At 71.4% G+C, this 26,003-nt stretch carries 25 protein-coding genes and 1 riboswitch; of the genes, 6 read left to right on the top strand and 19 right to left on the bottom strand.

The genetic code is table 11. The annotated features are described in order from the left end of the window. Positions 1-112 precede the first annotated feature (112 nt). The 6 genes from ACFY1T_RS07130 to ACFY1T_RS07105 form a co-directional block, all read right to left on the bottom strand. Positions 113-1,255: a glycosyltransferase family 4 protein gene (locus ACFY1T_RS07130; protein WP_390787309.1), complete on the bottom strand. Its 1,143-nt coding sequence runs from the start codon at positions 1,253-1,255 to the stop codon at positions 113-115. A gap of 100 nt (positions 1,256-1,355) precedes the next feature. Then, a complete protein-coding gene (locus ACFY1T_RS07125; protein ID WP_390787308.1) occupies positions 1,356-2,489 on the bottom strand; it encodes a hypothetical protein in 1,134 nt (377 codons plus the stop codon). A gap of 36 nt (positions 2,490-2,525) precedes the next feature. Continuing rightward, a complete protein-coding gene (locus ACFY1T_RS07120; protein ID WP_390787307.1) occupies positions 2,526-3,569 on the bottom strand; it encodes an NlpC/P60 family protein in 1,044 nt (347 codons plus the stop codon). 291 nt (positions 3,570-3,860) lie between these two features. After that, positions 3,861-4,895: an NlpC/P60 family protein gene (locus ACFY1T_RS07115; RefSeq protein WP_390787306.1), complete on the bottom strand. Its 1,035-nt coding sequence runs from the start codon at positions 4,893-4,895 to the stop codon at positions 3,861-3,863. 260 nt (positions 4,896-5,155) lie between these two features. After that, positions 5,156-6,520: an NYN domain-containing protein gene (locus ACFY1T_RS07110; protein ID WP_390787440.1), complete on the bottom strand. Its 1,365-nt coding sequence runs from the start codon at positions 6,518-6,520 to the stop codon at positions 5,156-5,158. Between the two features lie 40 nt (positions 6,521-6,560). Continuing rightward, entirely contained in the window at positions 6,561-6,800 is a 240-nt protein-coding gene (locus tag ACFY1T_RS07105) for a hypothetical protein (protein ID WP_008738811.1), read from the bottom strand. Positions 6,801-6,927: 127 nt separating this feature from the next. On the opposite strand from ACFY1T_RS07105, the gene ACFY1T_RS07100 reads away from it, so the two are divergent. Beyond that, a complete protein-coding gene (locus ACFY1T_RS07100) occupies positions 6,928-7,650 on the top strand; it encodes a rhomboid family intramembrane serine protease (RefSeq protein WP_390787305.1) in 723 nt (240 codons plus the stop codon). Then, complete coding sequence (locus ACFY1T_RS07095) at positions 7,647-7,928, top strand: Lrp/AsnC family transcriptional regulator (RefSeq protein ID WP_008738815.1); 282 nt, start codon at positions 7,647-7,649, stop codon at positions 7,926-7,928. The genes ACFY1T_RS07100 and ACFY1T_RS07095 overlap by 4 nt, the downstream gene beginning before the upstream one ends. 10 nt (positions 7,929-7,938) lie before the next feature. On the opposite strand, the gene ACFY1T_RS07090 is transcribed toward ACFY1T_RS07095, so the two are convergent. The 7 genes from ACFY1T_RS07090 to ACFY1T_RS07060 form a co-directional block, all read right to left on the bottom strand. Then, the gene (locus ACFY1T_RS07090) at positions 7,939-8,517 is read right to left on the bottom strand and encodes a ferredoxin (RefSeq protein ID WP_390787304.1); all 579 of its coding nucleotides are present in this window, start codon (positions 8,515-8,517) and stop codon (positions 7,939-7,941) included. Positions 8,518-8,530: 13 nt separating this feature from the next. Beyond that, the gene (locus tag ACFY1T_RS07085) at positions 8,531-9,916 is read right to left on the bottom strand and encodes an aminotransferase class V-fold PLP-dependent enzyme (RefSeq protein ID WP_390787303.1); all 1,386 of its coding nucleotides are present in this window, start codon (positions 9,914-9,916) and stop codon (positions 8,531-8,533) included. 240 nt (positions 9,917-10,156) lie between these two features. Next, a riboswitch (SAM riboswitch) is annotated at positions 10,157-10,273 on the bottom strand. An 89-nt stretch (positions 10,274-10,362) separates the two neighbouring features. Further along, on the bottom strand, positions 10,363-11,427 hold the full coding sequence (gene trpD, locus ACFY1T_RS07080; RefSeq protein WP_390787302.1) for an anthranilate phosphoribosyltransferase: 1,065 nt from the start codon (positions 11,425-11,427) through the stop codon (positions 10,363-10,365). Between the two features lie 166 nt (positions 11,428-11,593). Then, the gene (locus ACFY1T_RS07075; RefSeq protein ID WP_030863514.1) at positions 11,594-13,222 is read right to left on the bottom strand and encodes a cytochrome bc complex cytochrome b subunit; all 1,629 of its coding nucleotides are present in this window, start codon (positions 13,220-13,222) and stop codon (positions 11,594-11,596) included. Continuing rightward, positions 13,219-14,277, bottom strand: a complete 1,059-nt coding sequence (locus ACFY1T_RS07070; protein ID WP_030863512.1) for a ubiquinol-cytochrome c reductase iron-sulfur subunit — start codon at positions 14,275-14,277, stop codon at positions 13,219-13,221. Before ACFY1T_RS07070 ends, ACFY1T_RS07075 begins: the two co-directional genes overlap by 4 nt. Continuing rightward, complete coding sequence (locus ACFY1T_RS07065) at positions 14,274-15,083, bottom strand: c-type cytochrome (RefSeq protein WP_030863509.1); 810 nt, start codon at positions 15,081-15,083, stop codon at positions 14,274-14,276. Before ACFY1T_RS07065 ends, ACFY1T_RS07070 begins: the two co-directional genes overlap by 4 nt. Before the next feature lie 76 nt (positions 15,084-15,159). Further along, a complete protein-coding gene (locus ACFY1T_RS07060; protein ID WP_030863506.1) occupies positions 15,160-15,780 on the bottom strand; it encodes a heme-copper oxidase subunit III in 621 nt (206 codons plus the stop codon). Positions 15,781-15,979: 199 nt separating this feature from the next. On the opposite strand from ACFY1T_RS07060, the gene ACFY1T_RS07055 reads away from it, so the two are divergent. Continuing rightward, a complete protein-coding gene (locus ACFY1T_RS07055; protein WP_030863504.1) occupies positions 15,980-16,381 on the top strand; it encodes a hypothetical protein in 402 nt (133 codons plus the stop codon). A 108-nt stretch (positions 16,382-16,489) separates the two neighbouring features. Here the strand turns inward: ACFY1T_RS07055 and ACFY1T_RS07050 are convergent, their stop codons facing one another. From ACFY1T_RS07050 to coxB, 4 genes are all read right to left on the bottom strand, one after another. After that, on the bottom strand, positions 16,490-17,737 hold the full coding sequence (locus ACFY1T_RS07050) for an Ig-like domain-containing protein (RefSeq protein WP_390787301.1): 1,248 nt from the start codon (positions 17,735-17,737) through the stop codon (positions 16,490-16,492). A gap of 116 nt (positions 17,738-17,853) precedes the next feature. Beyond that, the gene (locus tag ACFY1T_RS07045) at positions 17,854-18,252 is read right to left on the bottom strand and encodes a cytochrome c oxidase subunit 4 (RefSeq protein ID WP_030863499.1); all 399 of its coding nucleotides are present in this window, start codon (positions 18,250-18,252) and stop codon (positions 17,854-17,856) included. After that, the gene (gene ctaD / locus ACFY1T_RS07040) at positions 18,249-19,979 is read right to left on the bottom strand and encodes a cytochrome c oxidase subunit I (protein WP_030863497.1); all 1,731 of its coding nucleotides are present in this window, start codon (positions 19,977-19,979) and stop codon (positions 18,249-18,251) included. The genes ACFY1T_RS07045 and ctaD overlap by 4 nt, the downstream gene beginning before the upstream one ends. After that, positions 19,976-20,950 carry a cytochrome c oxidase subunit II gene (coxB, locus tag ACFY1T_RS07035; RefSeq protein ID WP_030863495.1) on the bottom strand — a complete coding sequence of 325 codons (975 nt, stop codon included), beginning with the start codon at positions 20,948-20,950 and terminating at the stop codon, positions 19,976-19,978. Before coxB ends, ctaD begins: the two co-directional genes overlap by 4 nt. A 283-nt stretch (positions 20,951-21,233) precedes the next feature. Here coxB and ACFY1T_RS07030 point away from each other — a divergent pair, with 283 nt between their 5' ends. Then, the gene (locus tag ACFY1T_RS07030) at positions 21,234-22,613 is read left to right on the top strand and encodes a cysteine desulfurase/sulfurtransferase TusA family protein (RefSeq protein ID WP_390787300.1); all 1,380 of its coding nucleotides are present in this window, start codon (positions 21,234-21,236) and stop codon (positions 22,611-22,613) included. Between the two features lie 34 nt (positions 22,614-22,647). Here the strand turns inward: ACFY1T_RS07030 and ACFY1T_RS07025 are convergent, their stop codons facing one another. Next, positions 22,648-23,625 carry a carbohydrate kinase family protein gene (locus tag ACFY1T_RS07025; RefSeq protein WP_030863490.1) on the bottom strand — a complete coding sequence of 326 codons (978 nt, stop codon included), beginning with the start codon at positions 23,623-23,625 and terminating at the stop codon, positions 22,648-22,650. A gap of 133 nt (positions 23,626-23,758) precedes the next feature. On the opposite strand from ACFY1T_RS07025, the gene ACFY1T_RS07020 reads away from it, so the two are divergent. Together ACFY1T_RS07020 and ACFY1T_RS07015 are read left to right on the top strand one after the other, a co-directional pair. Beyond that, entirely contained in the window at positions 23,759-23,998 is a 240-nt protein-coding gene (locus tag ACFY1T_RS07020; RefSeq protein ID WP_390787299.1) for a hypothetical protein, read from the top strand. A 92-nt stretch (positions 23,999-24,090) separates the two neighbouring features. Beyond that, positions 24,091-25,560 carry a hypothetical protein gene (locus ACFY1T_RS07015; RefSeq protein WP_390787298.1) on the top strand — a complete coding sequence of 490 codons (1,470 nt, stop codon included), beginning with the start codon at positions 24,091-24,093 and terminating at the stop codon, positions 25,558-25,560. Positions 25,561-25,632: 72 nt separating this feature from the next. On the opposite strand, the gene erpA is transcribed toward ACFY1T_RS07015, so the two are convergent. Beyond that, positions 25,633-25,989, bottom strand: coding sequence for an iron-sulfur cluster insertion protein ErpA (erpA, locus tag ACFY1T_RS07010; protein WP_030010511.1), 357 nt, complete (start codon positions 25,987-25,989; stop codon positions 25,633-25,635). Between the last annotated feature and the right edge of the window lie 14 nt (positions 25,990-26,003).

Below are 26,003 nucleotides of genomic sequence, written 5' to 3'. Positions count from 1 at the left end.
AACAGTCAGGTGTGGCGGAGGATCACGGTCCGGGACCCCGGGTTCCCGGCGGCGGCCCGCGCCGTGCGGCGCGCTCGCCGGCGGCGTCCTGCGGGGTCCCCTCCGGGGGCGGTCAGAGCAGTTCGCGCAGCCGGTCGGCCAGCAGGTCCCAGCGCCACTTCTCCTCGACCCAGGCGCGGCCCCGCTCGCCCATGCGGCGGCGCAGCTCCGGGTCGCGGAGCAGGGCGATCACGCGCTCCGCCGCGTCCTCGGGTTCCCCGCCCCGCACCACCCAGCCCGTCTCGCCCTCCAGCACCGCGTCCGGCGCCCCGCCGGAGTCGCCCGCGACCACCGGCAGTCCGGTCGCCGAGGCCTCCAGGTAGACGATGCCCAGGCCCTCCACGTCCAGCCCGCCCCGCCGGGTCCGGCAGGGCATCGCGAAGACGTCCCCTGCGCCGTAGTGGGCCGGCAGTTCGGCCCACGGCACGGCGCCCGTGAAGACCACCGAGTCCGCGACCCCGGTGGAGACGGCCAGCGCCCGCAGGTCCGCCTCGTACGGGCCCCCGCCGACCACCAGCAGCACGGCGTCCGGCACGGCGGCCAGGATCCGCGGCATCGCCTCGATCAGGGTGTCCTGCCCCTTGCGCGGGACCAGCCGCGAGACGCAGACCACCACCGGCCGGTCCGACAGCCCCAGCCGGGCCCGGATCTCCGCGCCGCCCGACCCCGGATGGAAGGTCTTCTCGTCCACCCCCGGCGGGAGTTGCACCATCCGCGCGGCCGCCCGGTCCGTCAGCGCCGAGGCGATCCGCGAGCGCGTGTACTCGCCCAGGTACGTCAGCGTGTCCGTGCCCTCGCCGATCCGGCGCAGCAGCTGCCGCGCGGCCGGCAGCTGCGCCCAGCCCGCCTCGTGCCCGTGGGTGGTGGCCACGATCCGCTTCGCCCCGGCCCGGCGCAGCGCCGGGCCCATCAGGCCCAGCGGGGCCGCCGCCCCGAACCACACCGACTCGCAGCCGTGCTCGCGCAGCAGCCCGACGGCCCGCCGGGTCACCCGCGGGGTCGGCAGCAGCATGGTCGTACGGTCGCGCACGACCTGGAACGGCTGCTCCGCGTCGAAGGCGGCGGTGGCCTCGCGGCCCTCCTCGCCGTGCTTCCAGGTGGAGGCGTAGACGACGATCCGGTCGGGATCCAGCCGCAGTGCCATGTTGTGCAGGAAGGCCTGGATGCCGCCCGGTCGCGGCGGGAAGTCGTTGGTCACGATCAGCGTCTTGTGCATCGCCTGCCGACAGTACCGGACGCCCGGCGCAGCCCCTCCCCCAGCCACCGGGCGCACCCCAGCGGGCGTCGCGGGGCAGGCGGGACTTCGCGGACACGGCCTAGGGCGCGCCCAGCTCCTGGCGGAGGCTCGCCTGCCAGGCCAGGGTGAGGCCGGACGGATCTCCGCCGACGGTCTCCTCCAGGGCCGTGGCCAGCGGCTCGCGGCCCGCCCGTTCGTAGAGGCGGACCAGCGTGGCGTCGCCCCACTTGGCCGCGATCAGCCGGCAGGCCAGCCAGGCGCCCTCGTACGCGCGGGCCAGCGCCTCGGGGTCGCCGCCGAAGGCGAACGCCCCGTCGGCGGGGAGCGCGGCCGGCAGCTGCCCGGCGCGGACCGCCCGGCCCAGCGCGGGCGCGCCCTCCTGGGCGGTGGTGGCCCCGCCGCGGTAGGCCGCCCAGTCCGCGAAGCCCTCGGACAGCCACAGCGGGGTCCGGGCGGTGGTGGCGGCCCGGGTGGCCACGTGGGTGACCTCGTGGGTCAGGACCACGCCCCGGCCCGCCGCGCTGAGCTCCGCCCAGCCCTCCGGGTTGACGACGACGCGGTCGGCGGGGCCCGCCGACGCGCCCACCCGGCCCGTGGTGACGGCCCCCATGCCCCGGTACTCGGCGGCCGGCCGGCCCAGCAGCTGCGCCATCCGCTCCAGTGAGCCCGGCACCAGCACCACGACCCGGCCCGCCCACGCCTTCGGCCAGGCGGCGCTCGCCGCGGGCACCGCCCGCTCGGCCTCCGCCGCGACCTCGGACAGGGTCTGCGGGGACCGGCCGACGCCGAGCACCAGCGCGTGGGCGCCCTTGACCACCTGCACCGGGCCCTGGTCCCACAGCTGCGGCGGCGCGCCCGGCGCGGCCCGGTCCCCGGTGACCCGCCAGTCCCCGCCGTCCGCGCCGTCCCGGCTCAGCAGCACCTCGCGGGCCGACCCGGCCGGGGCCGCGTCGTAGCCGGTGAGCCGGTAGCGCAGCTCCGCCCGGGCGGTGGCCCGCTCGCCGTCGCGCCGGACCGCGGAGACCTCGTACGCCCATCCCTCCAGCGGGATCCCGGCGAGCTGCGCGGGCGGCGTCCGCGACCAGGCGGCGACGGCCTCGCGGATCTCCCCCTCGGCGGCGTCGCGCGGTGCGGGCGCCCCGCATCCGGCGAGCAGCACGCCCAGCAGGAGCGGCAGTACGCGTACGAGGAGGGGCCGACGGACCGGGGACATCCGACGATCGTACGCACGCCCCGGGCCGGGGGCGGCTCAGGGACGGGTCACGGAGGACACCGGCATCATCCCGACCGGGTCGTACCGCACCCGCGCCCCCGGGTACGGGGCGTGCACCACCTGGCCGTTGCCGACGTACATGCCGACGTGGCTGGCGTCGGAGCGGTAGGTGACCAGGTCGCCCGGCTGCGCCTGCGAGAGCGGGACCTGGCGGCCCGCGTACCGCTGGGCCTGCGAGGTGCGCGGCAGGGAGACCCCGGCCTGCCGGTACGACCACACCATCAGCCCGGAGCAGTCGAACCCGGAGGGCCCGGTGGAGCCCCAGACGTACGGGCGGCCGACGGCGGCCCGGGCGGCCATCACGGCGGTCGCGGCGCGGCCCGAGGAGGGGCCGAGGGAGTTCAGGTCGGGCAGGCCGTCGGGGCGCCCGCCCGAGCGCGAGGCCCGCTCGAACTCGGCCCGCTCCTGGCCGGGCATGGCGTTGAGGAGGCGGCGGGCGGCGGCCAGCTTGGCGGTGACGGCGCGCTTCTGGCGGGCCACGTCGGCCCGTACGGTGTCGAGTTCGGCCAGCTTCTGCGAGGCCTCGTGGCGCTGCTGGGCCAGCCGGCGCTGCTCCTTGCGCAGTTCGTCGAGCTGGCGGGCCTGGCGGTCCGTCAGCCGGGTCAGCTGTGAGGCCTTGTCGAGGTACTCGTCGGGGTTCTCGGAGAGCATCAGCTCGACGGCGGGGTCGATGCCGCCGGAGCGGTACTGGGCTCCGGCGAAGGTGCCGAGGAGGCCGCGCATGGTGTTGATGCGGTCCTGGCCGCGGGCGAGTGCGTCCTGGGCCCGGTCGATCTCGGTGCGGAGCCGGCCGGCCCGCTCGCCCGCCTGGTTGTAGCGCTCGGTGGCCTGTTCTGCCTCCTCGAAGAGGCGGTCGACCTGGGCGCGGGCGCCGGCCGCGGGCTCCTGCGGGAGGGCGGGGGCCGCGAGCGCCGGGGCGCCCGTCATGGCTGCCGCGGCGGTGGCCGCGGCGGCGGTCAGGAAGGTGACCTTGGTGTTCCTGTCGAGGCTGCCGAGCCCGGGCCGACGATGGGACGCCACTGGAGCCGCTCCCTTCCGCTGCGCGGGACCGGGTCCGCCCCCCGTGGGCGGCCGTGTGCCGGGTTCCGCGCTGGCAGACAGTAACCGCGCCGTCACACCCCGGCCAACGACCCCTGGGGGACGCACGCGCCGACGCCCCGCCGGAGACGCAGGTCACCGGCGGGGCGTGTGGTCACAGCAGGGGCGCGGAATTCGCCCGGATGGGCGGTGCACGGCGCGTCCCGGGGCGGGCGTGCGGCCCTCGGGGCCGGCGCGCGACCCTCGGGGCCGGCGCGCGACCCTCGGGGCGGGTCAGCCGACGCGGACGCCGAACTGGAACGGCATGTTCTTCATGGCCTCGTAGCGGACGCCACCGGTCGGGTTGGAGGCGTGGAAGACCTGGCCGTTGCCCGCGTAGAGGCCCACGTGGTGCAGGTCGCCGTAGAAGAGGACCAGGTCGCCGGGCTGGAGGTCGCTCTCGTTGTAGATGCGCGTACCGTCGTTGGCCTGCGTGGTGGTGACGCGGCTGATCTTGACGCCGGCCTGGGCGTAGGCCCACTGGGTCAGGCCCGAGCAGTCCCACGAGTCGGGGCCGGTGTCGCCCATGTGGTAGCGGTCGCCCTTCTGGGTGATCGCGGCGGCGAGGGCCGCCCCGGCCCGGCCCGAGCCCTTCACCGCGCCCTTGGAGCCGGCGGCGTCCGCGGCGGCCTGGCCGTCCTTGGCCGCGTCGCTCTTCAACTGGCCCCGCTCCTCGGCGGTCAGCGTGTTGAGGAGGGCCTGGGCGTCGGCGAGCTTGCTCTGGGCTGCCGCCTTCTTCTCGGCGAGTTCCTTGCGGACGGCTTCGAGGTCGGCGAGCTTGCCGGTGGCTTCCTGGCGCTGCTGCGCGAGGCTGCGCTGCTTGGCCTGGATCTTCGTTATCGCCTCGACCTGCTTGCCGCTCACCTGCTGGAGCGTGGAGGCCTTGTCGAGGAATGCGTCCGGGTCGGAGGAGAGCAGGAGCAGCATGGACGGGTCGAGGCCGCCGCCGCGGTACTGGGCCGTCGCCATCGAACCGAGCGTGCTGCGAAGGCCGTTGAGCTCGTCCTGGCCGCGCGCGACCTGGTCCTGGAGCTGCGAGATCTCCTTCTCCAGCTTCTCCTGGCGCTCTTTGGCCCCGTTGAACTTCTCGGTGGCCTGCTCGGACTCCTCGTAGAGGGCGTCGACCTTGCTCTTGACCTCGTCCTTGCCCGGCTTGGCCGGGGCGGCCATGGCCGAGTGGGAGGAGAGGGCGACGGCCGCGGTGGCGAGGGCGGTGAGCACGCTCACGCGGGTGCGGGTCGGCGGCTTGGGTCGACGGTGGGACGCCACGAACGCGAGCTCCTTATTCCTGGAGCCGCCGAATACGGCCGCAAGGCTCGGCAGCGCACCTCCGCCGTCACCCCGAATGAGTGAACTGCCGCACGAAGGTTTGAGCCCGACCCTAGTGACCTTGCTGTGATCAGTTCAAATCCTGTCGGCAAAAAACTTGGCTGCCGACCAGGTTCTTTACCTACGGCCCACGCTCTGTGCAGGGCACTTGACGGTACGTTCCCTGCCCGCCCCGCCAAATCGGGCATTCCCGCTAGGAGTTACGAAACGCGCGAAAGCCGCTTCAGCAACAAAGCGGACGTCACGGGCCGGGCTCCCGCCTTCGCCACGCCGTCGGCCACCTCACGGTCGGTGGAGACCACGACCACCGGACGGCCGGGCGGTTCCGCGCGCACCAGCTGGCGGATCAGCTCGTCCGCCGTCACACCGGGCTTGGAGAACAGCACCCGCACCCCGCGCGGCGGCGCGAGCAGCACCGGGGCCGCCAGTTCCGCGCCGTCGAAGACGCAGGTCATCTCCGCGCCCGTCTGCGCGGCCAGCATCGACAGCCCGCCCAGCAGCCGCAGCCGCTGCTTCTCCAGCGGCATCGTCGGATAGCCGGTCTTCGTCACGTTGTACCCGTCGACCACCAGATGGGCCTGGGGCAGCGCCAACAGCTGGTCCAGCAGCGCCGGATCGGTCTCCGACAGGGCGCGTGCCGCGATGTCCTTCGGGGTCATCCGGCCCGGCTCCACCGCGTCCACGGTGTCGGCCGGCCGCGTCGAGACCGGCGGCAGCGCCAGCTCCCGGCGCAGCCCCTGAGCCGCGTCCAGCACGGTGTCCAGCAGCAGCCGCAGCCGCATGTCCTCGACGCTGCGGCCCTCGCGGGTGGCCCGGCGGGAGGTCTCCAGCGCCGTCTCGACCTCCGCGAGGCGGGACTTGAGCCGCCGGCTCTCGCTCTCGGCGGCGGTCACCTGCGCGGCGGCCTCCCCCCGGATCCCGTCGATCTCGGCGGTGACCTTGCGCAGGGCCGCCTCGCCGCGCTTCACGTCGCTCTGGGCGCTGCGCAGTTTGCGCTGCAGCGATTCCACTTCCCTGCGCGCCGCGTCCAGGTCGGCCCGCACCTGCTCGCCACCCAGACGCTGGGCGTCCCGTGCGTGGGCCAGTTCCTCGCGCAGCCGCTCCAGTTCGCGCCGGGTCTCCTCGCCGACCCGCTCGGCGTCGGCGCGCTGCGCCTCCTCGCCCGCGGCGGCCACCAGCTTCACCCAGCCGACCGGGCGCAGCACGTACGCGGCGGCAGCCACGTCCAGCGGGTCCGCGGCGGCCGGCGGGGCGCCGGACTCCAGGGCGCCGGCCAGCTCGGCCTGCGCCTCCCGCAGCTTCTCCGCGACGCGGCCCCGGAAGACGGCGTCCGCCTCCACCGCCGCGGCCATCGCGTTGCCGGCGAACTTGGCTCGCCGGGTCGGGGTGAACCGGGCGTACTGGCGCAGCTGCGCCGGGAGGTCCGCGACCGTCAGTCCGCCGAAGGCGTCCGAGACGAGCGCGACGACCCGGCGCCGCACGCCTTCCGGCAGCGGGCGGTCGAGCACCTCGGCGGCGTCGCCGGCCGCGTCGGCCGGCTCAGCGCCGCTTGCTGGCTCCACAATCCGTCACCCCTACCGTCATTCACCTGTGGGCGGGGCTCCGTCAGGAGTCCGCGCCCGGCCTGTCCACGAGCTCGATCTGGTCCACCGCGTTGCACCAGCGGCAGCGCACCGACTCGATGGTCTCATTGACCACCTCGCGCTCCTCGACCTTGGGCTCCCCGGCAAGATCCAGGTGGACGTACTCCACGACCTTCGACGAACGAGTGACGTCGAAACGCGTGAGGTTGCCGCACAGCGTGCAGCGCCACCGGGTGGTGTCGGTCGGCAGGGGAACCGTCATCAGGCCGCTCTCTCCTTCGTAGCTGATTCAATTAAAGCCGCCGTCCGCGTCAATCGGCGGACCGCAGCTCGTAACCCTACGGCCTGCCGGTGCTCCGGGCGGGTCCGCTTGGGTCATGCTCGATCGCATGATCGTAAAGTGGCAGGCCCTCCGGGAGGCCGCCCGGGGCCCGGTGGTCGTCCACGCGCTGATCGCCGGCTGCTGCGCGGTGTTCCTGTTCGGCCCGTCCTCGGGGCTGAATCCCGCGTACGGGACGGGCGAGCGGTTACTGGAGACGGGGACCGCGTACTTCCGGCACTGGGGCGTCGTCCCCGACGAGCTCTTCACCGGCTCGGCGCGGGCCCTCCTGACGCCGCTCACCGCCCTGTTCGTGCACGGCAGCTGGCTGCACCTGCTCGGCAACATGCTGTTCCTGTACGTCTTCGGCGTGATGGCGCAGGAGCGGATGGGGCGAGGGGAGTTCCTCTCGTTCTACGTCTGTACGGGCTACCTGGCGCTGGCGGCGTACGCGGCGGCCAACGCCTCGTCGGACCAGACCCTGGTCGGCGCCTCGGGCGCGATCTCCGCGGTGCTCGGCGCCTTCCTCTGCCTGTTCCCGCGCGCCCGCGTGACGAGCCTGTTCCCCTTCCTCCTGTTCCTCCCCCTGCGCTTCCCGGCGTGGCTGGTCCTGCTGTTCTGGTTCGCGCTCCAGTGGGTGGCGGCGCACCGCGCGGGCAGCGGTCCCGGGGTGGCGTACCTCGCCCACCTGGTGGGCTTCTCGCTCGGCTTCGTCTACGCGTGGGTGCGCTATCGGCGTACGACTAGAGTGAGGCGACCAGCGACGGCCACCGAGGGAGACAGCCAGCCGTGATCACCGCGATCGTGCTCATCAAGACCAGCGTGGACCGCATCCCCGAGATCGCCGAGTCCATCGCCGCGCTGGACAGCGTCAGCGAGGTCTACTCCGTCACGGGTACGTACGACCTGATCGCGCTGGTCCGCGTGGCCCGCCACGAGAACCTGGCGGACATCATCCCGGGCCGCATCAGCAAGATCCCGGGCGTCGAGGCGACGGACACGCACGTGGCGTTCCGCACGTACTCCCAGCACGACCTGGAAGCGGCCTTCGCCATCGGCCTCGACGCGTAGCGGCGGGCGCTCACAGCGCGGGCAGCGCCTCCCCCGGCCGCGCCGGGCGGCCCTCGGCGAGCCAGAAGACGTACCCGCGCAGCTGGACCGCGAGGTCGCCGTCGATGTGCGCGACGTACGCGCGGGCCCCCTCGGCCGCGTCCAGGAGCCCCGCCAGATCGGAGGTCGCGCCGGGGCCCCACCCGACGCCCATGGCCCACTCCCGCACCCGGCCCCGCTCACGCCACCAGTCCCGGACCAGCTCCGGCGTCCAGTGGGCGTCGCCGTCACCCCCGTAGGCCGCGAAGGGCTCGCAGTCGGCCGCGCAGGTCAGGGCGTGGACCCCGGCGGGCGTACGGGGCTGGCGGTAGACGAACTCGGAGCAGTACTCGTCCTCGTACCCGACGTGGCCGGGTGCGCACTGCCGTCCGGTGAGGCAGTTGTCCGTGTTGGCCGTGTAGAAGGGGCCGGGGACATTGCGCCAGTCCCGCTGCTCCCAGCCGTCGGGGGCCGGCCCGGACCAGTCCGAGCTCACCCGGTCCCCCCGCCACAGCGGGTGCGGCTCGCCCACCATCGCCCGCACGGTCGGCATCGGATCCCAGTACGTCATGATCCGAACCGTCTCACACGGCCGGGACGCAGCGGCCCTCCTCGGTGCGGTACTGCCACTTCGCCCCGTCGGCCACCAGTTCCTTCACGGCCCCGACGAAGCGGTCGACGTGCTCGTCCGGGGTGCCGGCGCCGAAGCTGACGCGGATCGCGTTCAGCGAGCGCTCGCCCGGGGCCGCCTCGGGGGCTCCGCATTCGCCCTGGGCCTGCGGCTCGCTGCCCAGCAGGGTGCGGACCAGCGGGTGGGCGCAGAAGAGGCCGTCGCGGACGCCGATCCCGTACTCCGCCGACAGCGCCGCCGCGAAGTGCGAGCTGTTCCAGCCGTCGACCACGAAGGAGATGACCCCGACCCGCGGGGCGTCGTCGCCGAAGAGCGACAGGATCCGGACGGCCGGGACCTCCGCCAGGCCGCTCCGGACCTTGGCGATCAGGTGCCGCTCGCGGGCGACGAGGTCCTCGAAGCCCGCCTCGGTCAGGGCCTTGCAGGCGGAGGCGATCGAGTACACGCCGATCACGTTCGGGGAGCCGGCCTCGTGGCGGGCCGCCGTCGTGTGCCACTCGACGTCGACGCCGCCGTCCGCGCGGCGGGCGACCTTCCGGGAGGCGCCGCCGCCGGCCAGGTACGGCTCCGCCCGCTGCAGCCAGTCCGCCCGGCCGGCCAGCACGCCCGAGCCGAACGGCGCGTACAGCTTGTGCCCGGAGAAGGCCACCCAGTCCACGTCGAGCTCCTGCACGGAGACCGGGTGGTGCGGGGCCAGCTGGGCGGCGTCCAGGACGATCCGCGCGCCGTGGGCGTGCGCCGCGGCGGCGAGCTCCTTCACCGGCCACAGCTCGCCGGTGACGTTGGACGCGCCGGTGACGCAGACCAGCGCCGGCCCGTAGGGGTCCCGGCCGGCCAGCGCCCGCTCCAGGGTCTCCACGGCCTGGGCCGGGGTCCGGGGCGCGTTGAGGTACGTGACCTGCGCGTTCCCCCACGGCAGCAGCGAGGCGTGGTGCTCGGTCTCGAAGACGAACACCTGGCAGTCGGCCGGCAGCACGGCGGCGAGCAGGTTCAGCGAGTCGGTGGTGGACCGGGTGAAGACCACTTGATCGGACGGGCGGCAGTCGAGGAACCCGGCGACCGTCGCCCGGCTCTGCTCGAAGAGGTCCGTGGACAGCTGGGAGAGGTAGCCGGCGCCGCGGTGCACGCTGCCGTAGTACGGGGCGTACGCGGCGACGTCGTCCCAGACCCGCTGGAGCGCGGGGGCGCTGGCCGCGTAGTCGAGGGCCGCGTAGGTGACCTCGCCGCCGGTGACGAGCGGGACGGTGACGTCCCGGCCGAGCACCGGCAGCGGCTCGGCACAGGCGGGGTCGGCGGCGGTCACGACGTCGGTGGCGGCGGTGTTCGGGTACGTGGACATGGCGGTATCTCCCGGCAGGACAGGCTGAATGGCTTCGGACGGCCCGTACGCGGACGCACGCGGCCCACGCGTCCCGGAAGACGGGTGCGCGGATGCACGGGTGCGAGGGGGTACGGGAGTTGCCTCGACGCGCGGACGGCTCGGGACCGCACGGAGGGTGAAGAAGGGGCGGAGTCGCCCTATCGCATTCGCTTGCTCACGGAAAAGCTCCTCGAGAGACCAGGACCCCTGGTGTCGAGGGATCCGCGCTTGCCGCAGGCCTTTCTGCCTGCGGCCTGGTCATCACCCGGGGCACCCCGCCACGGAAGGAGGGTTGCCGGACAGCAAGCCGGGGCCAAAACGCTGTCACTCGTGACCTGGTCAGCATCCTGCCACAAGATCCCCCGCGCGCAAGACCCCGGTCCGCATGGTGATACGCGCGCACCGGGGTCCTGGCCGGAAAACGGTCAGGCGTTGCTGGCCGCCACCCAGCGGTCCAGGGCGGCGCGGGCCGCGCCCGAGTCGACGGACTCGGCCGCGCGGGCGATCGCGGCGCCGATCTGCTCCTCCAGGGTCCCCGTGCCCGGGTCCAGGGCCACCAGGGCCGCCGCGGAGTTCAGCAGGACCGCGTCGCGCACGGGGCCCGTCTCGCCGGCCAGCAGCCGGCGGGCGACGTCCGCGTTGTACGAGGCGTCCGCGCCCCGCAGCGCCGAGACGTCGACCAGCGGGATGCCGACGTCACGCGGGTCGAAGGCCTGCTCCTCCACCCGGCCGTCGCGCACCCACCACACCCGGGAGGTCGCCGTCGTCGTCAGCTCGTCCAGGCCGTCGTCCCCGCGGAACACCAGCGCCGAGGAGCCCCGTTCCGCCAGCACGCCCGCCACGATGGGGGCCACCCGCGCGTCCGCCACGCCCGTGGCCTGCGCCCGTACCCGCGCCGGGTTGGTCAGCGGGCCCAGGAAGTTGAACGTGGTCCGGATGCCCAGCTCCTTGCGGGCCGCCGCCACGTGCCGCAGCGCCGGGTGGAACTTCACCGCGAAGCAGAAGGTGATGCCGGCCTCCTGCGCGACCTCGACCACCCGCGCCGGGGTGAGGTCCAGGTTGACCCCCAGCTTCTCCAGCACGTCCGAGGAGCCGCTCGCGGAGGACGCGGCCCGGTTGCCGTGCTTGACCACCTTCGCGCCCGTGCCGGCCACCACGATCGAGGACATCGTCGAGATGTTCACCGTCTTGGCCCCGTCGCCGCCCGTGCCGACGATGTCCACCGTCCGGCCCGGCACCTCGATCAGGTTGGCGTGCCCGTACATGGACCGTACGAGGCCGTTGATCTCCGCGACCGTCTCCCCCTTGGCCCGCAGCGCCACCACGAAGCCGGCGATCTGGGCGTCCGTGGCCTCTCCGCGCATGATCCGGTCCATGGCCCAGGCGGTCTCGTCCGCGCGCAGGTCCTGGCCGGACAGCAGGGCATCGAGGAGGCCCGGCCAGCCGCGGGCCGCCACGCTGTCGCCGCCTGCCGGGGTCGCAACGTTCATGGTCCGCTCCTGCTGTTGATCGGCCACCCGATGTCGGGGCCCACTCGAATGGGAAGGGGTTCAGCCTATCCAGCCCCGGGGACGGCAAAGAGCCCCGTCCGGACACTGGACGGGGCTCTTGCCGTGGCGACACCAGGACTGACCTGAATCAGTCCCTCAAGCGGGATCAGTGGTGGCCGTGGCCGCTCTGGATCTCCTTGTACTCCTCCACCGTGGGCTTCGGAATCTGGCTGTCCTGCGCGTAGTAGCCCTTGCTGAGCTTCGCGCGGAGCTTCTCCATGCGGCCGACCTTGCGCTCGACACCGTTCTCGTCGACCGTCGGGCCGATCTCGACCGGCTTGTACTGCTCGTGCGCGGTCAGCGTGTGCAGCTTGCCCTGGGTCAGCGGCTCGTGGATCTCGACGAACTCACCGTGCGGCAGGCGCTTGATGATGCCGGTCTCGCGACCGTGCAGCACCTTGTCCCGGTCCCGGCGCTGGAGGCCGAGGCAGATCCGCTTGGTGATGACGAAGGCGATGACCGGGCCGACGAAGAAGCCGATGCGGGCGAACCAGGTGATGTTGTTGATCGACAGGTGGAAGTACTGCGCGAACATGTCGTTTCCACCGGCGATCAGCAGGATGACGTACCACGTCAGCCAGGCCACACCGAAGGCCGTACGGGTCGGGACGTTGCGCGGGCGGTCCAGGATGTGGTGCTCGCGCTTGTCCCCGGTGACCCAGGACTCGATGAACGGGTAGACCGCGATCGTGGCCAGGACCAGCGGGAAGATCACCAGCGGGATGAACACGCCCAGGACGAGCGTGTGGCCCCAGAGGTTGATCTCCCAGCCGGGCATCGCACGGATGAGGCCCTCGGAGAAGCCCATGTACCAGTCGGGCTGCGCGCCGGTGGACACGTGGTCCGGCCGGTACGGGCCGAGCGCCCAGATCGGGTTGATCGAGGCGATCGCCGCGATGGCCGCGATGACACCGAAGACCAGGAAGAAGAAGCCTCCGGCCTTGGCCATGTAGACCGGCAGCAGCGGCATGCCGACGACGTTGTTGTTCGTCTTGCCGGGACCCGCGAACTGGGTGTGCTTGTGGTAGAAGACCAGGATCAGGTGGGCCACCAGCAGGCCCATCATGATGCCGGGCAGCAGCAGGATGTGGATCGAGTAGAACCGCGCGACGAAGTCGCCGCCGGGGAACTCGCCGCCGAAGAGGAAGAACGACAGGTACGTGCCGACGATCGGCACGGACAGGATCGCGCCCTCCATGAAGCGGACACCGGTGCCCGAGAGCAGGTCGTCCGGCAGGGAGTAACCGGTGAAACCGGTGAACATGCCGAGGACCAGCAGCAGGAAGCCGAAGATCCAGTTGACCTCGCGCGGCTTGCGGAACGCGCCGGTGAAGAACACGCGCATCATGTGCACGAGCATCGCCGCGACGAAGATCAGAGCCGCCCAGTGGTGGATCTGCCGGATGAGCAGACCGCCGCGGACCTCGAAGCTGATGTTCAGGGTCGAGGCGAAGGCCTCGGACATCTGGACACCCTGCATGGGCACGTACGAGCCGTGGTACACGACCTCGTTCATGCTCGGGTGGAAGAACAGCGTCAGGTACACACCCGTGAGGATGATGATGATGAAGCTGTAGAGGCAGATCTCACCCAGCATGAAGGACCAGTGGTCCGGGAAGATCTTGCGCATGTTGGACTTGGCCAGGCTGTAGATGCCCAGGCGTCCGTCCGCCCAGTCCGCTACCCGCTCGCCCTTGGAGGGCGCCGGCCGCTTTGTGTCAGTGGCAGTGCTCATCCGCGCTCCCAGAATGCAGGACCGACGGGCTCTTCGAAGTCGCCGAGCGCTTCGAGGAAGCCTTCACCGTTCACGCCGATCCGCAGCTGCGGAAGCGCGTGGCCGGCCGGACCGAAGATGACTCGGGCGCCGTCGGAGAGGTCGAAGGTGGACTGGTGGCACGGGCAGAGCACGTGGTGGGTCTGCTGCTCGTACAGGCTGATCGGGCAGCCGACGTGGGTGCAGATCTTCGAGTAGGCCACGATGCCCTCGTGGGACCACTCGAGTTCCTGCTTGTCCTTGATGTCCTCCGGCTTGATGCGGACGATCATCAGGGCGGCCTTGGCGATCTGCGTCTGGAAGTCGTGCTGCTCCTCCTCCAGGCCCTCGGGCCTGGCGAAGGTCAGCGAACCGACCTGCACGTCCTCGGGACGCAGCGGCTCGTTCGTGTTGTCGTTGATGAGCAGCTTGCCCTTGGCCCACACGGTCTTGCGCAGCTTCTCCTCGGGCAGCGGGCCCAGGTCGCGCATGATCATGAGAGCGGACAGCGGCAGCATCGACAGCGCGCCCAGCATGGTGTTGCGGATCAGCGGGCGACGGGCGATGCCCGACTCCTGCGCGCCGTCGGCGAAGTCCTGCATGACCTTCGCCTTGAGCTCCGGCGGCGCCGCGATCTCGTGGCGCTCGTCGGCGACCTCCACGTCGGACATCAGCGTGCGGGCCCAGTGGACCGCGCCCGCGCCGATGCAGAACAGGGCCGTGCCCAGGGTCAGACCGAGCGCGAAGTTCAGCGCGCTCACCTTCCCGATCGGGAAGATGTAGACGATCTTGTCGACCGGGAGGATCACGTACGAGGCGATGAAGCCGATCGTGGCCAGCATCGACAGCGTGAACAGCATCGCCACGGTGCGCTCGGAGCGCTTCGCGGCCCGCTCGTCGATGTCCTGGATACGGGGCTTGTGGACCGGAAGGCCCGGGTCGGCGAACGGATCGTCCGCGACTGCTACGCCACCGTGGTGCGCGTCGCCCTGCTCGCTCGGCAGGTGCTTCTCTTCGGGAATGTCTTGGCTACTCATGACTTCTTGGCCTTAGCGGTGTGGGCCGCGACCCAGACGGCGACAGCGATCAGCGCACCCAGACCGAAGATCCAGCCGAACAGACCCTCGGAGACGGGGCCGAGGCCGCCGAGCTTGAGACCACCGGGGCTGGTCGACTTGTCGCCGTTCACGTGCTCGAGGTACGCGATGATGTCCTTCTTCTCCTTCGTCGGCATGGTGCTGTCCGGGAAGGAGGGCATGTTCTGCGGGCCGGTGAGCATGGCCTCGTAGATGTGCTTCGGCGAGACGCCCTCGAGGTTCGGGGCGTACTTGCCGTTCGTCAGCGCGCCACCCTCGCCGGTGAAGTTGTGGCACTGCGCGCAGTTGTTGCGGAAGAGCTCACCACCCCTGGCGATGTTGGCGCCCGCCGGGTCGTACTGCTTCTCGGTCGGCACGACGGGGCCGGCGCCGAGGGAGGCGATGTAGGCGGCGAGCTGGTCGATCTGCGCCTGGTCGTAGATGACCGGCTTCTTCGGCACCTGCACGCCGGGCTGCTGGGCGGGCATGCGGCCCGTGCTCACCTGGAAGTCGACGGCCGCGGAGCCGACGCCGACCAGGCTGGGGCCGTCAGTGGAACCCTGACCGCCGGTTCCGTGGCAGCTTGCGCAACCCACGGCGTAGAGCTTCTGGCCCTCCTCGATGGCGAGGGACTGGGCGGTTTCGTCGGCCTGCGCCTTGCCCGCGGGGGCGAAGGCGGCGTACAGCCCCCCAGTGGCCGCCAGCGCGAGGAGTAGAACGACGACCGCCGCCAGCGGATGGCGTCGTCGTGCGGAGAGCTTTTTCACGGATTACCCCGGTGTCAGGATCTTCTGCGTCGGTGTTTCTGGATGGAGTGCCGGGTCTGGCCCGGTGACGTGTTCGCTACTTGATCAGGTAGATCGTCGCGAAGAGGCCGATCCAGACGACATCGACGAAGTGCCAGTAGTAGGACACGACGATGGCCGACGTGGCCTGTTCGTGGGTGAACCTCTTGGCCGCGTACGTCCGGCCGAGGACCAGCAGGAAGGCGATGAGACCGCCCGTCACGTGCAGACCGTGGAAGCCGGTGGTCAGGTAGAACACCGAGCCGTACGGACCTGACTTGAGAGACATGCCCTCGTGCTTGACCAGCTCGGTGTACTCGAACACCTGGCCGCCAATGAAGATCGCACCCATGACGAATGTGATCATGAACCACGACCGGAGCTTCTTCACGTCACCGCGCTCGGCGGCGAATACGCCGAGCTGGCAGGTGAGGGAGGAAAGCACCAGGATCGTCGTGTTCGTCGCCGAGAAGGGCAGATTCAAGGCCGAAGCCTGCTCTGACCAGTACTCGGCACCTGTCACGGATCGCAGGGTGAAGTACATCGCGAAGAGGGCCGCGAAGAACATCAGCTCGGAACTCAACCAGATGATGGTTCCGACGCTGACGAGGTTCGGCCGGTTGACCGTCGGGTGCGCGTGCCCGGTATCTACTGTCGTTGCTGTCGCCACGACCGACATTATGTCGGTCGCTTATCCCGCCCTCACCCCGGGGGGTGCCGTTCGGAGTGTCAGGGGCGTGTGCAAGGCCCGAACGGCCCATCAGATCGGCCCGGGGACCTCCATCGGCGAGGCTGTCCGAACCGATGTTGACACCGGGTCGGACGGAGTAGCATCCCGCGCAACATCAACGTGATTCACGGCACCGTGGAGGAACGAAATGCGGTCGACTGCACGGGTTCTGGTCTACAGCGACGACGCGAGCACCCGCGAGCAGGTGCGGCTGGCGGCCGGGCGCCGGCCGGCCGCGGACCTGCCACCGGTCGAGTTCGTGGAATGCGCCACGCTCCCGGCCGTCCTGAGCGAGCTGGACGCGGGCGGGATCGACGTGTGCGTGCTGGACGGCGAGGCCGTCCCGGCCGGCGGCATGGGCGTGTGCCGGCAGATCAAGGACGAGATCTTCCGGTGCCCGCCGGTACTGCTGCTGATGGGGCGTCCGCAGGACGCCTGGCTGGCCACCTGGAGCCGCGCGGACGCGGCGGTGACCCTTCCGGTCGACCCGGTGGAGTTCGCCGACGCCCTGGCGGGCCTGGTGCGTTCCCGGCTGTCGTCGGCCGCGTGACGTACGGCCGACGCCGGCGCGCCGTCATCCGTACGTGCGGATTCCGGTACGCCGGCGTCGGTCACCGCGGCCTCCCGGGCCCGCGCCCGGAGCGCGGGCCCGCCGGGCTCAGACCTGGGGACGCAGCCGGGCCTGGTCCATCGGACTGCGGCCTTCCTGGGTGCCCTTGAGGAGGGCGCTGCCGTCGCGCCACTCCTTCCAGTCCAGGTTCCAGTCGCCGAAGCCGTTGCCGAAGGGCTCCATGTCATCGCCGATACTGTTGATCACCCGGACGATGTCGCCCTCGGTGATGTTCTCGTAGAACCAGGCGGCGTTGCTCGTGCTCATGCCGGTGCAGCCGTGGCTGACGTTCTCCGAGCCCTGTGACTCCAGGGACCACGGCGCGGCGTGCACGTATTCACCACTCCAGGTGACGCGGGTCGCGTAGTAGACGGGCAGGTTGTAGTACTCGCTGCCGCCGATGCCCACGGTGTCGCCGCGCATCTGGACGAAGTACTGCTTGCCGAGCACCACCTTGACCCCGTTGCGGGTGGAGAAGCCGGGCTTTCCGGTGGTCACCGGAATGGTGTTGATCACTTCTCCGTTGCGCTCGAACGTCAGGTAGTGCGCGGAGGCGTCCGTGGTGACCTCGACGCGGTCCCCGATCTCCAGCGTCAACGGCGTGGCGGCGGCCCCGTGGAGCTCATCGGTGATCTTGATGCCCTCCAGATTGCTCCGTACGGAGACGGTGGAGTGCGCGGGCCAGTAGTCCTTGGGACGGAAGTGCAGGTTCTTGTCGTCCACCCAGTGCCAGGCGCCCTCGACGCCCGCCGGCGTGCTGACGACCAGGCCCCGCTCCACGATCGCCCGGGCGGCCTTGTCCGTGATGGGCTCGTTGAGTACGGCCGTGAGGGGCTGTCCGACGCCGTACTTGCCCTCGTCCGGGCCGAATTCGACCTTGAGGACCTTCTCGGCCGGAGTCGTCTCGAACGTCAGCCTGCGCTGCCCCGGAGCGCCTCGCTCGTCCTCGGTGTTCACCAGGACCGTGTAATGGGCGCCGGCGGCCATCGGGGCGGTGCTGTGCCAGCGGTCGCCCTTGGCGCTCAGCTCGCCCGCGAGGCGGCGCCCCTGGGCGTCCACGGCGGACACGTCGGTGATCCGGCTGCCGCCGGTGCCCTTGGCGGTGATCTCCAAGGGCTTCTCGGGGTCGACGGGCCGCTTGCCGGGCGGCTGGTTGAAGACGACCTGGTCGCCCGCGTCGTACGGGCGGGCGGACAGCGGGTTGTCCCCGGGCCCGCAAGCGGTGGCGCCGGCCCCGAGGGACGCCACCAGCACAGAGCAGCTGACTACCGTCCAAAGACGCGGTGAGTGGTTCATGGAGCCCACGCTATGAAGGTATGACCATTGCTGCGCGCGGGGTGACTGCAAACGAGGGGCCCGGACTCCTCCATTGGAGGTGTCCGGGCCCCTGGCCTTGTCTCGGTGCTGCGGTCCTACTGGTTCTGGTTCTCACCGCGGTAGTACTCGTACACCCAGCCCCACAGACCGATCAGGATCAGCGGAGCGGAGAAGTACATGAGCCACCAGCCGAAGATGACGCCCATGAAGGCGAAGGCGCCACCGATCGCCAGCGAGAGCGGCTGCCAGCTGTGCGGGGAGAAGAACCCCAGCTCGCCCGCCTCGTCGGCGACGTCGGCCTCCAGGTTGTCCTGGGCCATCTCGTCGACGCGCTTGGCCGTGAAGGCCAGGTAGTAGCCGATCATGACGCTCAGGCCGAAGGCCAGGAAGAGCGCGGTGGTACCGACGGGCTCCTTCGACCACACGCCGTACACGACGGCCATGATCAGGATGAAGAAGGAGAGCCAGAGGAACATCTTGCCCTGGATCTTCACTTGTCGGCCTCCTTGCCACCGGTGACGGCCTTGGCGGCGACGCTGTGGTCCTCGAGGTGGTCGAGGGCTGCGATCTCAGGGTGGTGCAGGTCGAACGCCGGCGACTCCGAACGGATGCGCGGCAGGGTGAGGAAGTTGTGCCGCGGCGGCGGGCAGGACGTCGCCCACTCGAGCGAACGGCCGTAACCCCACGGGTCGTCGACCTCGACCTTCTTGCCGTACTTCGCCGTCTTCCAGACGTTGTACATGAACGGCAGCATCGACATGCCCAGCAGGAACGAGCTGATCGTCGAGATCGTGTTCAGGGCGGTGAAGCCGTCGGCCGCGAGGTAGTCCGCGTAACGGCGCGGCATGCCCTCGGCGCCCAGCCAGTGCTGCACCAGGAACGTGCCGTGGAAGCCGATGAACAGCGTCCAGAAGGTGATCTTGCCGAGGCGCTCGTCCAGCATCTTGCCCGTGAACTTCGGCCACCAGAAGTGGAAGCCGGCGAACATCGCGAACACCACGGTGCCGAAGACGACGTAGTGGAAGTGCGCGACGACGAAGTACGAGTCGGAGACGTGGAAGTCCATCGGGGGCGAGGCCAGGATGACGCCGGTCAGACCACCGAAGGTGAAGGTGATCAGGAAGCCGATCGTCCAGAGCATCGGGGTCTCGAAGGACAGCGAGCCCTTCCACATGGTGCCGATCCAGTTGAAGAACTTCACACCGGTCGGTACCGCGATCAGGAAGGTCATGAAGGAGAAGAACGGAAGCAGCACGCCGCCGGTGACGTACATGTGGTGGGCCCACACGGTCACGGAGAGGCCGGCGATCGAGATCGTCGCGGCGATCAGGCCGATGTAGCCGAACATCGGCTTGCGGGCGAAGACCGGGATGATCTCGGAAATGATTCCGAAGAACGGCAGCGCGATGATGTACACCTCTGGATGCCCGAAGAACCAGAAGAGGTGTTGCCACAGCAATGCGCCGCCGTTGGAGGCGTCGAATACGTGGGCGCCGAACTTGCGGTCGGCCTCCAGCGCGAAGAGCGCGGCGGCCAGCACCGGGAAGGCGAGCAGGACCAGGACACCGGTCAGCAGCACGTTCCAGGTGAAGATCGGCATGCGGAACATCGTCATGCCGGGGGCGCGCATGCAGATGATCGTGGTGATGAAGTTGACCGAGCCGAGGATCGTGCCGAAGCCGGAGAAGGCCAGACCCATGATCCACATGTCGGCGCCGATGCCCGGCGAGCGGACCGCGTCCGACAGCGGGGAGTAGGCGAACCAGCCGAAGTCGGCGGCGCCGTTCGGCGTCACGAAGCCGGCCACCGCGATGGTCGAGCCGAAGAGGTACAGCCAGTACGCGAACATGTTCAGCCGCGGGAACGCCACGTCGGGCGCGCCGATCTGCAGCGGCATGATCCAGTTCGCGAAGCCCGCGAAGAGCGGGGTGGCGAACATCAGCAGCATGATCGTGCCATGCATGGTGAACGCCTGGTTGAACTGCTCGTTCGACATGATCTGCGTGCCCGGACGAGCCAGCTCGGCGCGCATGAAGAGCGCCAGCAGGCCGCCGATGAGGAAGAACACGAACGACGTGACCAGGTACATCGTGCCGATGGTCTTGTGGTCGGTAGTGGTCAGCCACTTCACGACGACATTGCCCGGCTGCTTGCGCCGTACCGGCAGCTCGTTTTCATACGAGTCGGCGGCGGCACCCTGAGATTCGTTGAGGATGCTCACAGTTTGTTCGTCTCCGCATTCCGGGCCGGGTCAGTCTGCTTGATGCCGGCCGGGAGGAAGCCGGTCTGCCCCTTCTCGGCCAGTTCCTTGAGGTGCGCCCGGTAGGCCTCGGGCGAGACGACCTTGACGTTGAAGAGCATCCGGGAGTGGTCGACGCCGCAGAGCTCGGCGCACTTGCCCATGAAGACGCCCTCTTCGGAGGGGGTGACCTCGAAGACGTTGGTGTGGCCCGGGATCACGTCCTGCTTGAACAGGAAGGGAACCACCCAGAAGGAGTGGATGACGTCGTTCGACGACAGGATGAAGCGGACCTTCTCGCCCTTGGGGAGCCAGAGGGTCGGCCCCGGGTCGCCCGTCTCCAGGTTCCGGTCGCCGGGAACGCCCTTCTCGTAGACGCCCTCGGCGCCCGCGGGGAAGTCCTTGGTGAAGCGGTCCGGGATGTTGGCGAGCTCCTTGGGGACCTCGCCGGCCTTCGGGGTCGCCGCATCTCCGTCGACGTTCTCGACGTAGTTGAAGCCCCAGCTCCACTGGAAACCGATCACGTTGATCGTGTGAGCCGGCTTCGGGGTGAGGGCGAGCAGCTTCGACTCGTCACGCGCGGTGAAGTAGAAGAGCACCGAGACGATGATGAGCGGGACCACGGTGTACAGCGCCTCGATGGGCATGTTGTACCGGGTCTGCGGGGGGACCTCCACCTTCGTCCGGCTGCGCCGGTGGAAGATGATGCTCCAGATGATCAGGCCCCAGACCAGGATGCCCGTGATGAGGGCAGCTGCCCACGACCCCTGCCACAGGGACAGGATGCGAGGCGCCTCCTCCGTGACCGGATAGGGCATTCCGAGCCGGGGGAAGTCTTGCCAGTTGTACGAGCAACCAGTGGCGGTCGCCAGGACCGCGCCCGCAGTCAGCGCCTGCAGCAGCTTCCGCCGCATCGGGCGCCGCGGCGAGCGGTCGGAGCCGTAGGGACTCACGTAGCGCCTTCCCGAGAGTCTCGGCCCGCGCGGCCGGCCGCGGCCGTATTCGGGTCGGTCGCCGGCCCTGACGCAGGCAGGGGTTTGGATGTTTATGCGGACCAAACCCTACTGGACGCTATTTGGGGTCGCGCGGGGAGGGTGCCCAACGCGCCGCTACTGCCCCCGAAGGGATGGATCCGCCGTACGGGGGACGGCCCAACACCCCCTGAATGGCGGCCTCCGGAGAGCATCTGACGGCCCCTGACCTCGAACGCCCCCGGGCGCCGGTTAGCGTGGCCCGATGCCGTACTTCGACACCGCGTCCGCCGCTCCCCTGCACCCCGTGGCCCGGCAGGCGTTGCAGGCCTCCCTGGACGAGGGCTGGGCGGACCCCGCCCGGCTCTACCGGGAGGGCCGGCGCGCCCGGCTGCTGCTGGACGCGGCGCGCGAGGCGGCGGCGGAGGCCGTGGGCTGCCGCCCCGACGAGCTCGTGTTCACTCCTTCGGGGACGCACGCGGTTCACACGGGGGTCGCGGGAGCGCTCGCCGGGCGCCGGCGCGTCGGCGGTCATCTGGTCGTATCGGCGGTCGAACACAGTTCTGTACTCCACGCCGCGGACGCGCACGAGGCCGGCGGCGGGACGGTGACCCACGTCCCGGTGGACCGCGCGGGCGCGGTGTCCGCGACCGGGTACGCCTGCGCGCTGGACGCGTCGACGGCCCTGGCCTGCCTCCAGTCGGCCAACCACGAGGTCGGCACCGTCCAGCCGGTGGCGGAAGTGGCCGAGGTCTGCGCGGCGGCCGGGGTGCCGCTGCTCGTGGACGCGGCGCAGTCGCTGGGCTGGGGCCCGGTGGAGGGCGGCTGGTCGGTGCTCACCGCGAGTGCGCACAAATGGGGCGGACCGGCAGGGGTCGGGCTGCTGGCGGTCCGCAAGGGCGTCCGCTTCTCCCCCCAATTCCCCGCGGACGAAAGGGAGTCGGGGCGCTCCCCCGGCTTCGTGAACCTCCCGGCCGTCGTGGCGGCGGCGGCCTCGCTGCGCGCCGTACGGGCCGAGGCGGAGGCGGAGGCGGCCCGGCTGCGGATCCTGGTGGACCGCATCCGGCGGCGCGTGGCCCGGCTGGTGCCCGACGTGGAGGTGGTCGGCGACCCGGAGCGGCGGCTGCCGCACCTGGTCACGTTCTCCTGCCTGTACGTCGACGGCGAGACGCTGCTGCACGAGTTGGACCGGGCGGGCTACTCCGTCTCCTCCGGCTCCTCCTGCACGAGCTCCACGCTGACCCCGAGTCATGTGCTCCGGGCGATGGGCGTGCTGTCGGAGGGGAACGTACGGGTCTCCCTGCCGCCGGGGACCACGGCACAGGAGGTGAACGGCTTCCTGGAGGTCCTGCCGGGGGTGGTGGCGGGGGTCCGCGCCACGCTCGGCGCCGGCGAACCGGCGGCCGTGGCGCCGGTGTCGGACGCGCTGGAGATCGACGCCCTGGGGCTGCGCTGCCCGCAGCCGGTGATCGAGCTGGCCCGGGCGATCGGCTCGGTCCCGGTCGGCGGCACCGTCACCGTCCTGTCGGACGACGAGGTGGCCCGCCTGGACATCCCGGCCTGGTGCGCGATGCGCGGCCACACCTACGAGGGCGAGGCCCCGCGCCCGGCGGGGGTCGCGTACACGGTCCGCCGGCGGGTCTGACCCGCAGCCCCGCCGGCGTCCGAGGGATCGGGGGCTACGCCGCGAGGTGGGCGCGGACCTCGGAGGCGGCGTCCTCGCCGTACGCCTTCGTGAAGCGCTCCATGAAGTGGGCACGGGCCAGGGTGTACTCCTGCGTGCCCAGCGTCTCGATCACGAGGGTGGCCAGCATGCAGCCGATCTGCGCCGCCCGCTCCAGGCCCACGCCCCACCCGAGACCGGTCAGGAACCCGGCGCGGAACGCGTCGCCGACGCCCGTCGGGTCCACCTTCGCCGTCTCGTCCGGGCAGCCGACCACGATCGGCTCCTCGCCGACCCGCTCGATCCGCACGCCCCGCGAGCCCAGCGTGGTCACGCGCGTGCCGACCTTGCCCAGGATCTCCGCGTCCGTCCAGCCGGACTTCGACTCGATCAGGCCCTTCTCGTACTCGTTCGAGAAGAGGTACGTCGCGCCCTCCATCAGCGTGCGGATGTTCTCGCCGTCCATGCGGGCGATCTGCTGCGAGAAGTCGGCGGCGAACGGGATCCCCCGCGTCCGGCACTCCTCCGTGTGGCGCAGCATCGCCTCGGGGTCGTCGGCGCCGATGAGGACGAGGTCGAGCCCGCCCACCCGGTCGGCGACGGCCTTCAGCTCGATCAGGCGGGCCTCGCTCATCGCGCCCGTGTAGAAGGAGCCGATCTGGTTGTGGTCGGCGTCCGTGGTGCACACGAAGCGCGCGGTGTGCAGCACCTCGGAGATCCGCACGGACTCGGTGTCGACGCCGTGCCGGTCCAGCCACGCGCGGTACTCGTCGAAGTCGTACCCGGCCGCGCCGACGAGGATCGGGCGGGTGCCGAGCTGGCCCATGCCGAAGCAGATGTTCGGGCCGACGCCGCCCCGGCGTACGTCGAGGTTGTCGACGAGGAAGGAGAGGGAGACCGTGTGCAGCTGGTCCGCGACGAGCTGGTCGGCGAAGCGGCCGGGGAAGGTCATGAGGTGGTCGGTGGCGATGGAGCCGGTGACTGCGATACGCACGGCGTGGACGCTCCTGCGGAGGACGGCGAGGGGGACAGTCAAAACTACCCGGTCGCTGCCCGGTCGCCGACCGCACGAAACTACCCCGTAGTAGGTCTTTCTTCGCCCGCCGAGCCGTGCCTACCGTGCCCCCATGACCTACACCGATGGTTTCGGGTACACGGGTACGCCCAAGGACGGCGCCGAGAAGGGCGCCTGCGACACGCGGCCCGGCTTCGCACGGCTGCTGGGCGACTGCGCCAGGATGGCCCCGCACTGGGCGGTCCCGGCGGACCCCCGGCCGGACCGGGTGGCGCCCTCGCAGATCCACGGGATCAGCGTCCCGCCGGCCTCGGCCCGCCTGATCGCCTCGACGGCCGAGTACGGGGACTAGCCGGATACGGGGACAGGGGACCGGGGAACCGGTTCGCCGTCTGTTCCGTCACAGCCGCATCAGCCACTGCGGCGAGGGCGAAGGAGCAAGCGGTGACCACCGAACAACCCGACACATCACGCGGCACACGACGGCGGCCGGCCTGGGCCATCGGCTCGATCGCGGCCGCCGTCCTGCTCGCGGGCGGCGGTACGGCGTACTGGGCGTCGGCCGCCTCCGGCGACGGCAAGGCGGGCGCCCGTACGGGTGACAGCACGGCCTCGGCGCCCCGCGTCGCGCCGAACCCCTCCGGACCGGGCATCGCCCCGGGAGAGCCGGACCCGCACGGCGGCGGGGTGACGTACCGGGCCGACGTGAAGCTCCCCGACGCCCCGGCGACCGCGCCGTCCTACGCCGCGACCGGCGAGGTGAGCGCGGAGGAGGCGGCGCGGCTCGCGACGGCCCTCGGCCTCCCGGGCACCCCGCGGCTCAGCGGGGAGACCTGGGTGGCCGGTGAGGGCGGCGACGGCTCCGGGCCCCGGCTCACGGTGAACCACAAGGCCCCCGGGACCTGGAACTTCTCGCAGTTCCGAGGCACGGGGGGCCAGGGGACCGGCGGGGCCGGTGACGACTGCAAGCGCGGCAAGGACACCTGCGGCCCGGCCACCCTCCCCGGGGCGGACGGCGCCGACGGCAACGGCGGTGCGCCCGCCGCGGGCGGCACCCCGGTGGGCGAGGAGGCCGCCAAGGCCGCGGCCGCCCCGGTGCTCGCGGCGCTCGGCCAGAGCGGGGCCAAGGTGGACGCCCGGGTCACGCAGGGCTCCGTACGCGTGGTGACGGCCGACCCGGTGATCGACGGACTGGCCACCCAGGGCTGGTCCACGAAGATCAGCGTGGGCGCGGACTCCCGGGTGGTGGCGGCCGGCGGCGAGCTGAAGGCGCCCGTGCGCGCGGCGGAGCGGCCGGTGGTCGGGGCCGTGGAGGCGCTGGCCCGGCTGAACCGGTCCTCGGCCGGATCCGGCGGTACGGACCCGGGGCCCAGCGGCTGCGCGACCTCGGTCCCGCTGACCGCGGACACCCCGGTCGGCCCCGGGGACACGCCGCCCTGCAACCCGGAGCCGCGGCCGATGAAGCCGCCGCGGACCGAGACGGTGAAGGGGGCGGTGCTCGGGCTGGCTCCGGGGACCGTGGACGGGGCGCGCGGCCTGGTCCCGGCCTGGCTGTTCGAGGTGGCGGGCAGCAACGGCGGGCCCGGCCGTACGGTGGCCCAGCCGGCCGGCGAGGACGCCGCGGCCCTGCCGTCGGCCCCCAAGGGCGGCCGGACCGTGCCGGGGGCCTCGTACCAGGAGGCCGACCGGAAGCTGACCGTGAACTTCTGGGGCGGGGTGTGCAGCACCTACGCCCTGGAGGCGCGCGAGGAGGCCGGATCGGTGACGGTGCGGATCACGGACACCCCGAACGAGCCGGGCCGGGCCTGCATCATGCTCGCCCAGGACATGACCGTGTCGGCGACGCTCCAGCAGCCGCTGGGCGAGCGCAAGGTGATCGACGCGACCTCGGGCAAGCCGCTCCCCCGGCAGTAGCCCGACGCACACGGGAGGCCCCCGGCGCCCATGGCGCCGGGGGCCTCCCGTGTGTCCGTGCTCGCTCCAGGCCTAGCTGAAGGAGTCGCCGCAGGCGCAGGAGCCGGTGGCGTTGGGGTTGTCGATCGTGAAGCCCTGCTTCTCGATGGTGTCGACGAAGTCGATCGAGGCACCGTGCAGGTACGGGGAGCTCATCCGGTCCGTGACGACCTTCACGCCGTCGAAGTCCTTGACGACGTCGCCGTCGAGGGAGCGCTCGTCGAAGAAGAGCTGGTAGCGCAGGCCGGAGCAGCCGCCGGGCTGGACGGCGACGCGGAGCGCAAGGTCATCGCGGCCTTCCTGCTCCAGCAGGGTCCTGACCTTCTCGGCGGCGGCGTCGGACAGGAGGATGCCGTCGCTCACAGTGGTCTTGTCGTCCTGTACGGACATCTGCATTCACTCCC

The sequence above is a fragment of the Streptomyces sp. NPDC001194 genome (assembly GCF_042896985.1).
Lineage (GTDB): Bacteria > Actinomycetota > Actinomycetes > Streptomycetales > Streptomycetaceae > Streptomyces.
Note: the sequence above shows the minus strand (reverse complement) of the source record. Positions and strands in the feature narration are given on the sequence as shown.

What these genes read in the sequence shown, in the direction of transcription:
- ACFY1T_RS07055 (WP_030863504.1), top strand. Translation starts at nt 15,980, where the DNA reads ATGCGGTCGACTGCACGGGTTCTGGTCTACAGCGACGACGCGAGCACC.
- ACFY1T_RS07050 (WP_390787301.1), bottom strand. Translation starts at nt 17,737, where the DNA reads ATGAACCACTCACCGCGTCTTTGGACGGTAGTCAGCTGCTCTGTGCTG.
- ACFY1T_RS07100 (WP_390787305.1), top strand. Translation starts at nt 6,928, where the DNA reads ATGATCGTAAAGTGGCAGGCCCTCCGGGAGGCCGCCCGGGGCCCGGTG.
- ACFY1T_RS07075 (WP_030863514.1), bottom strand. Translation starts at nt 13,222, where the DNA reads ATGAGCACTGCCACTGACACAAAGCGGCCGGCGCCCTCCAAGGGCGAG.
- ACFY1T_RS07085 (WP_390787303.1), bottom strand. Translation starts at nt 9,916, where the DNA reads ATGTCCACGTACCCGAACACCGCCGCCACCGACGTCGTGACCGCCGCC.
- ACFY1T_RS07020 (WP_390787299.1), top strand. Translation starts at nt 23,759, where the DNA reads ATGACCTACACCGATGGTTTCGGGTACACGGGTACGCCCAAGGACGGC.
- ACFY1T_RS07030 (WP_390787300.1), top strand. Translation starts at nt 21,234, where the DNA reads ATGCCGTACTTCGACACCGCGTCCGCCGCTCCCCTGCACCCCGTGGCC.
- ACFY1T_RS07130 (WP_390787309.1), bottom strand. Translation starts at nt 1,255, where the DNA reads ATGCACAAGACGCTGATCGTGACCAACGACTTCCCGCCGCGACCGGGC.
- ACFY1T_RS07105 (WP_008738811.1), bottom strand. Translation starts at nt 6,800, where the DNA reads ATGACGGTTCCCCTGCCGACCGACACCACCCGGTGGCGCTGCACGCTG.
- trpD (WP_390787302.1), bottom strand. Translation starts at nt 11,427, where the DNA reads ATGAACGTTGCGACCCCGGCAGGCGGCGACAGCGTGGCGGCCCGCGGC.
- ACFY1T_RS07060 (WP_030863506.1), bottom strand. Translation starts at nt 15,780, where the DNA reads ATGTCGGTCGTGGCGACAGCAACGACAGTAGATACCGGGCACGCGCAC.
- ACFY1T_RS07070 (WP_030863512.1), bottom strand. Translation starts at nt 14,277, where the DNA reads ATGAGTAGCCAAGACATTCCCGAAGAGAAGCACCTGCCGAGCGAGCAG.
- ACFY1T_RS07125 (WP_390787308.1), bottom strand. Translation starts at nt 2,489, where the DNA reads ATGTCCCCGGTCCGTCGGCCCCTCCTCGTACGCGTACTGCCGCTCCTG.
- erpA (WP_030010511.1), bottom strand. Translation starts at nt 25,989, where the DNA reads ATGTCCGTACAGGACGACAAGACCACTGTGAGCGACGGCATCCTCCTG.
- ACFY1T_RS07090 (WP_390787304.1), bottom strand. Translation starts at nt 8,517, where the DNA reads ATGACGTACTGGGATCCGATGCCGACCGTGCGGGCGATGGTGGGCGAG.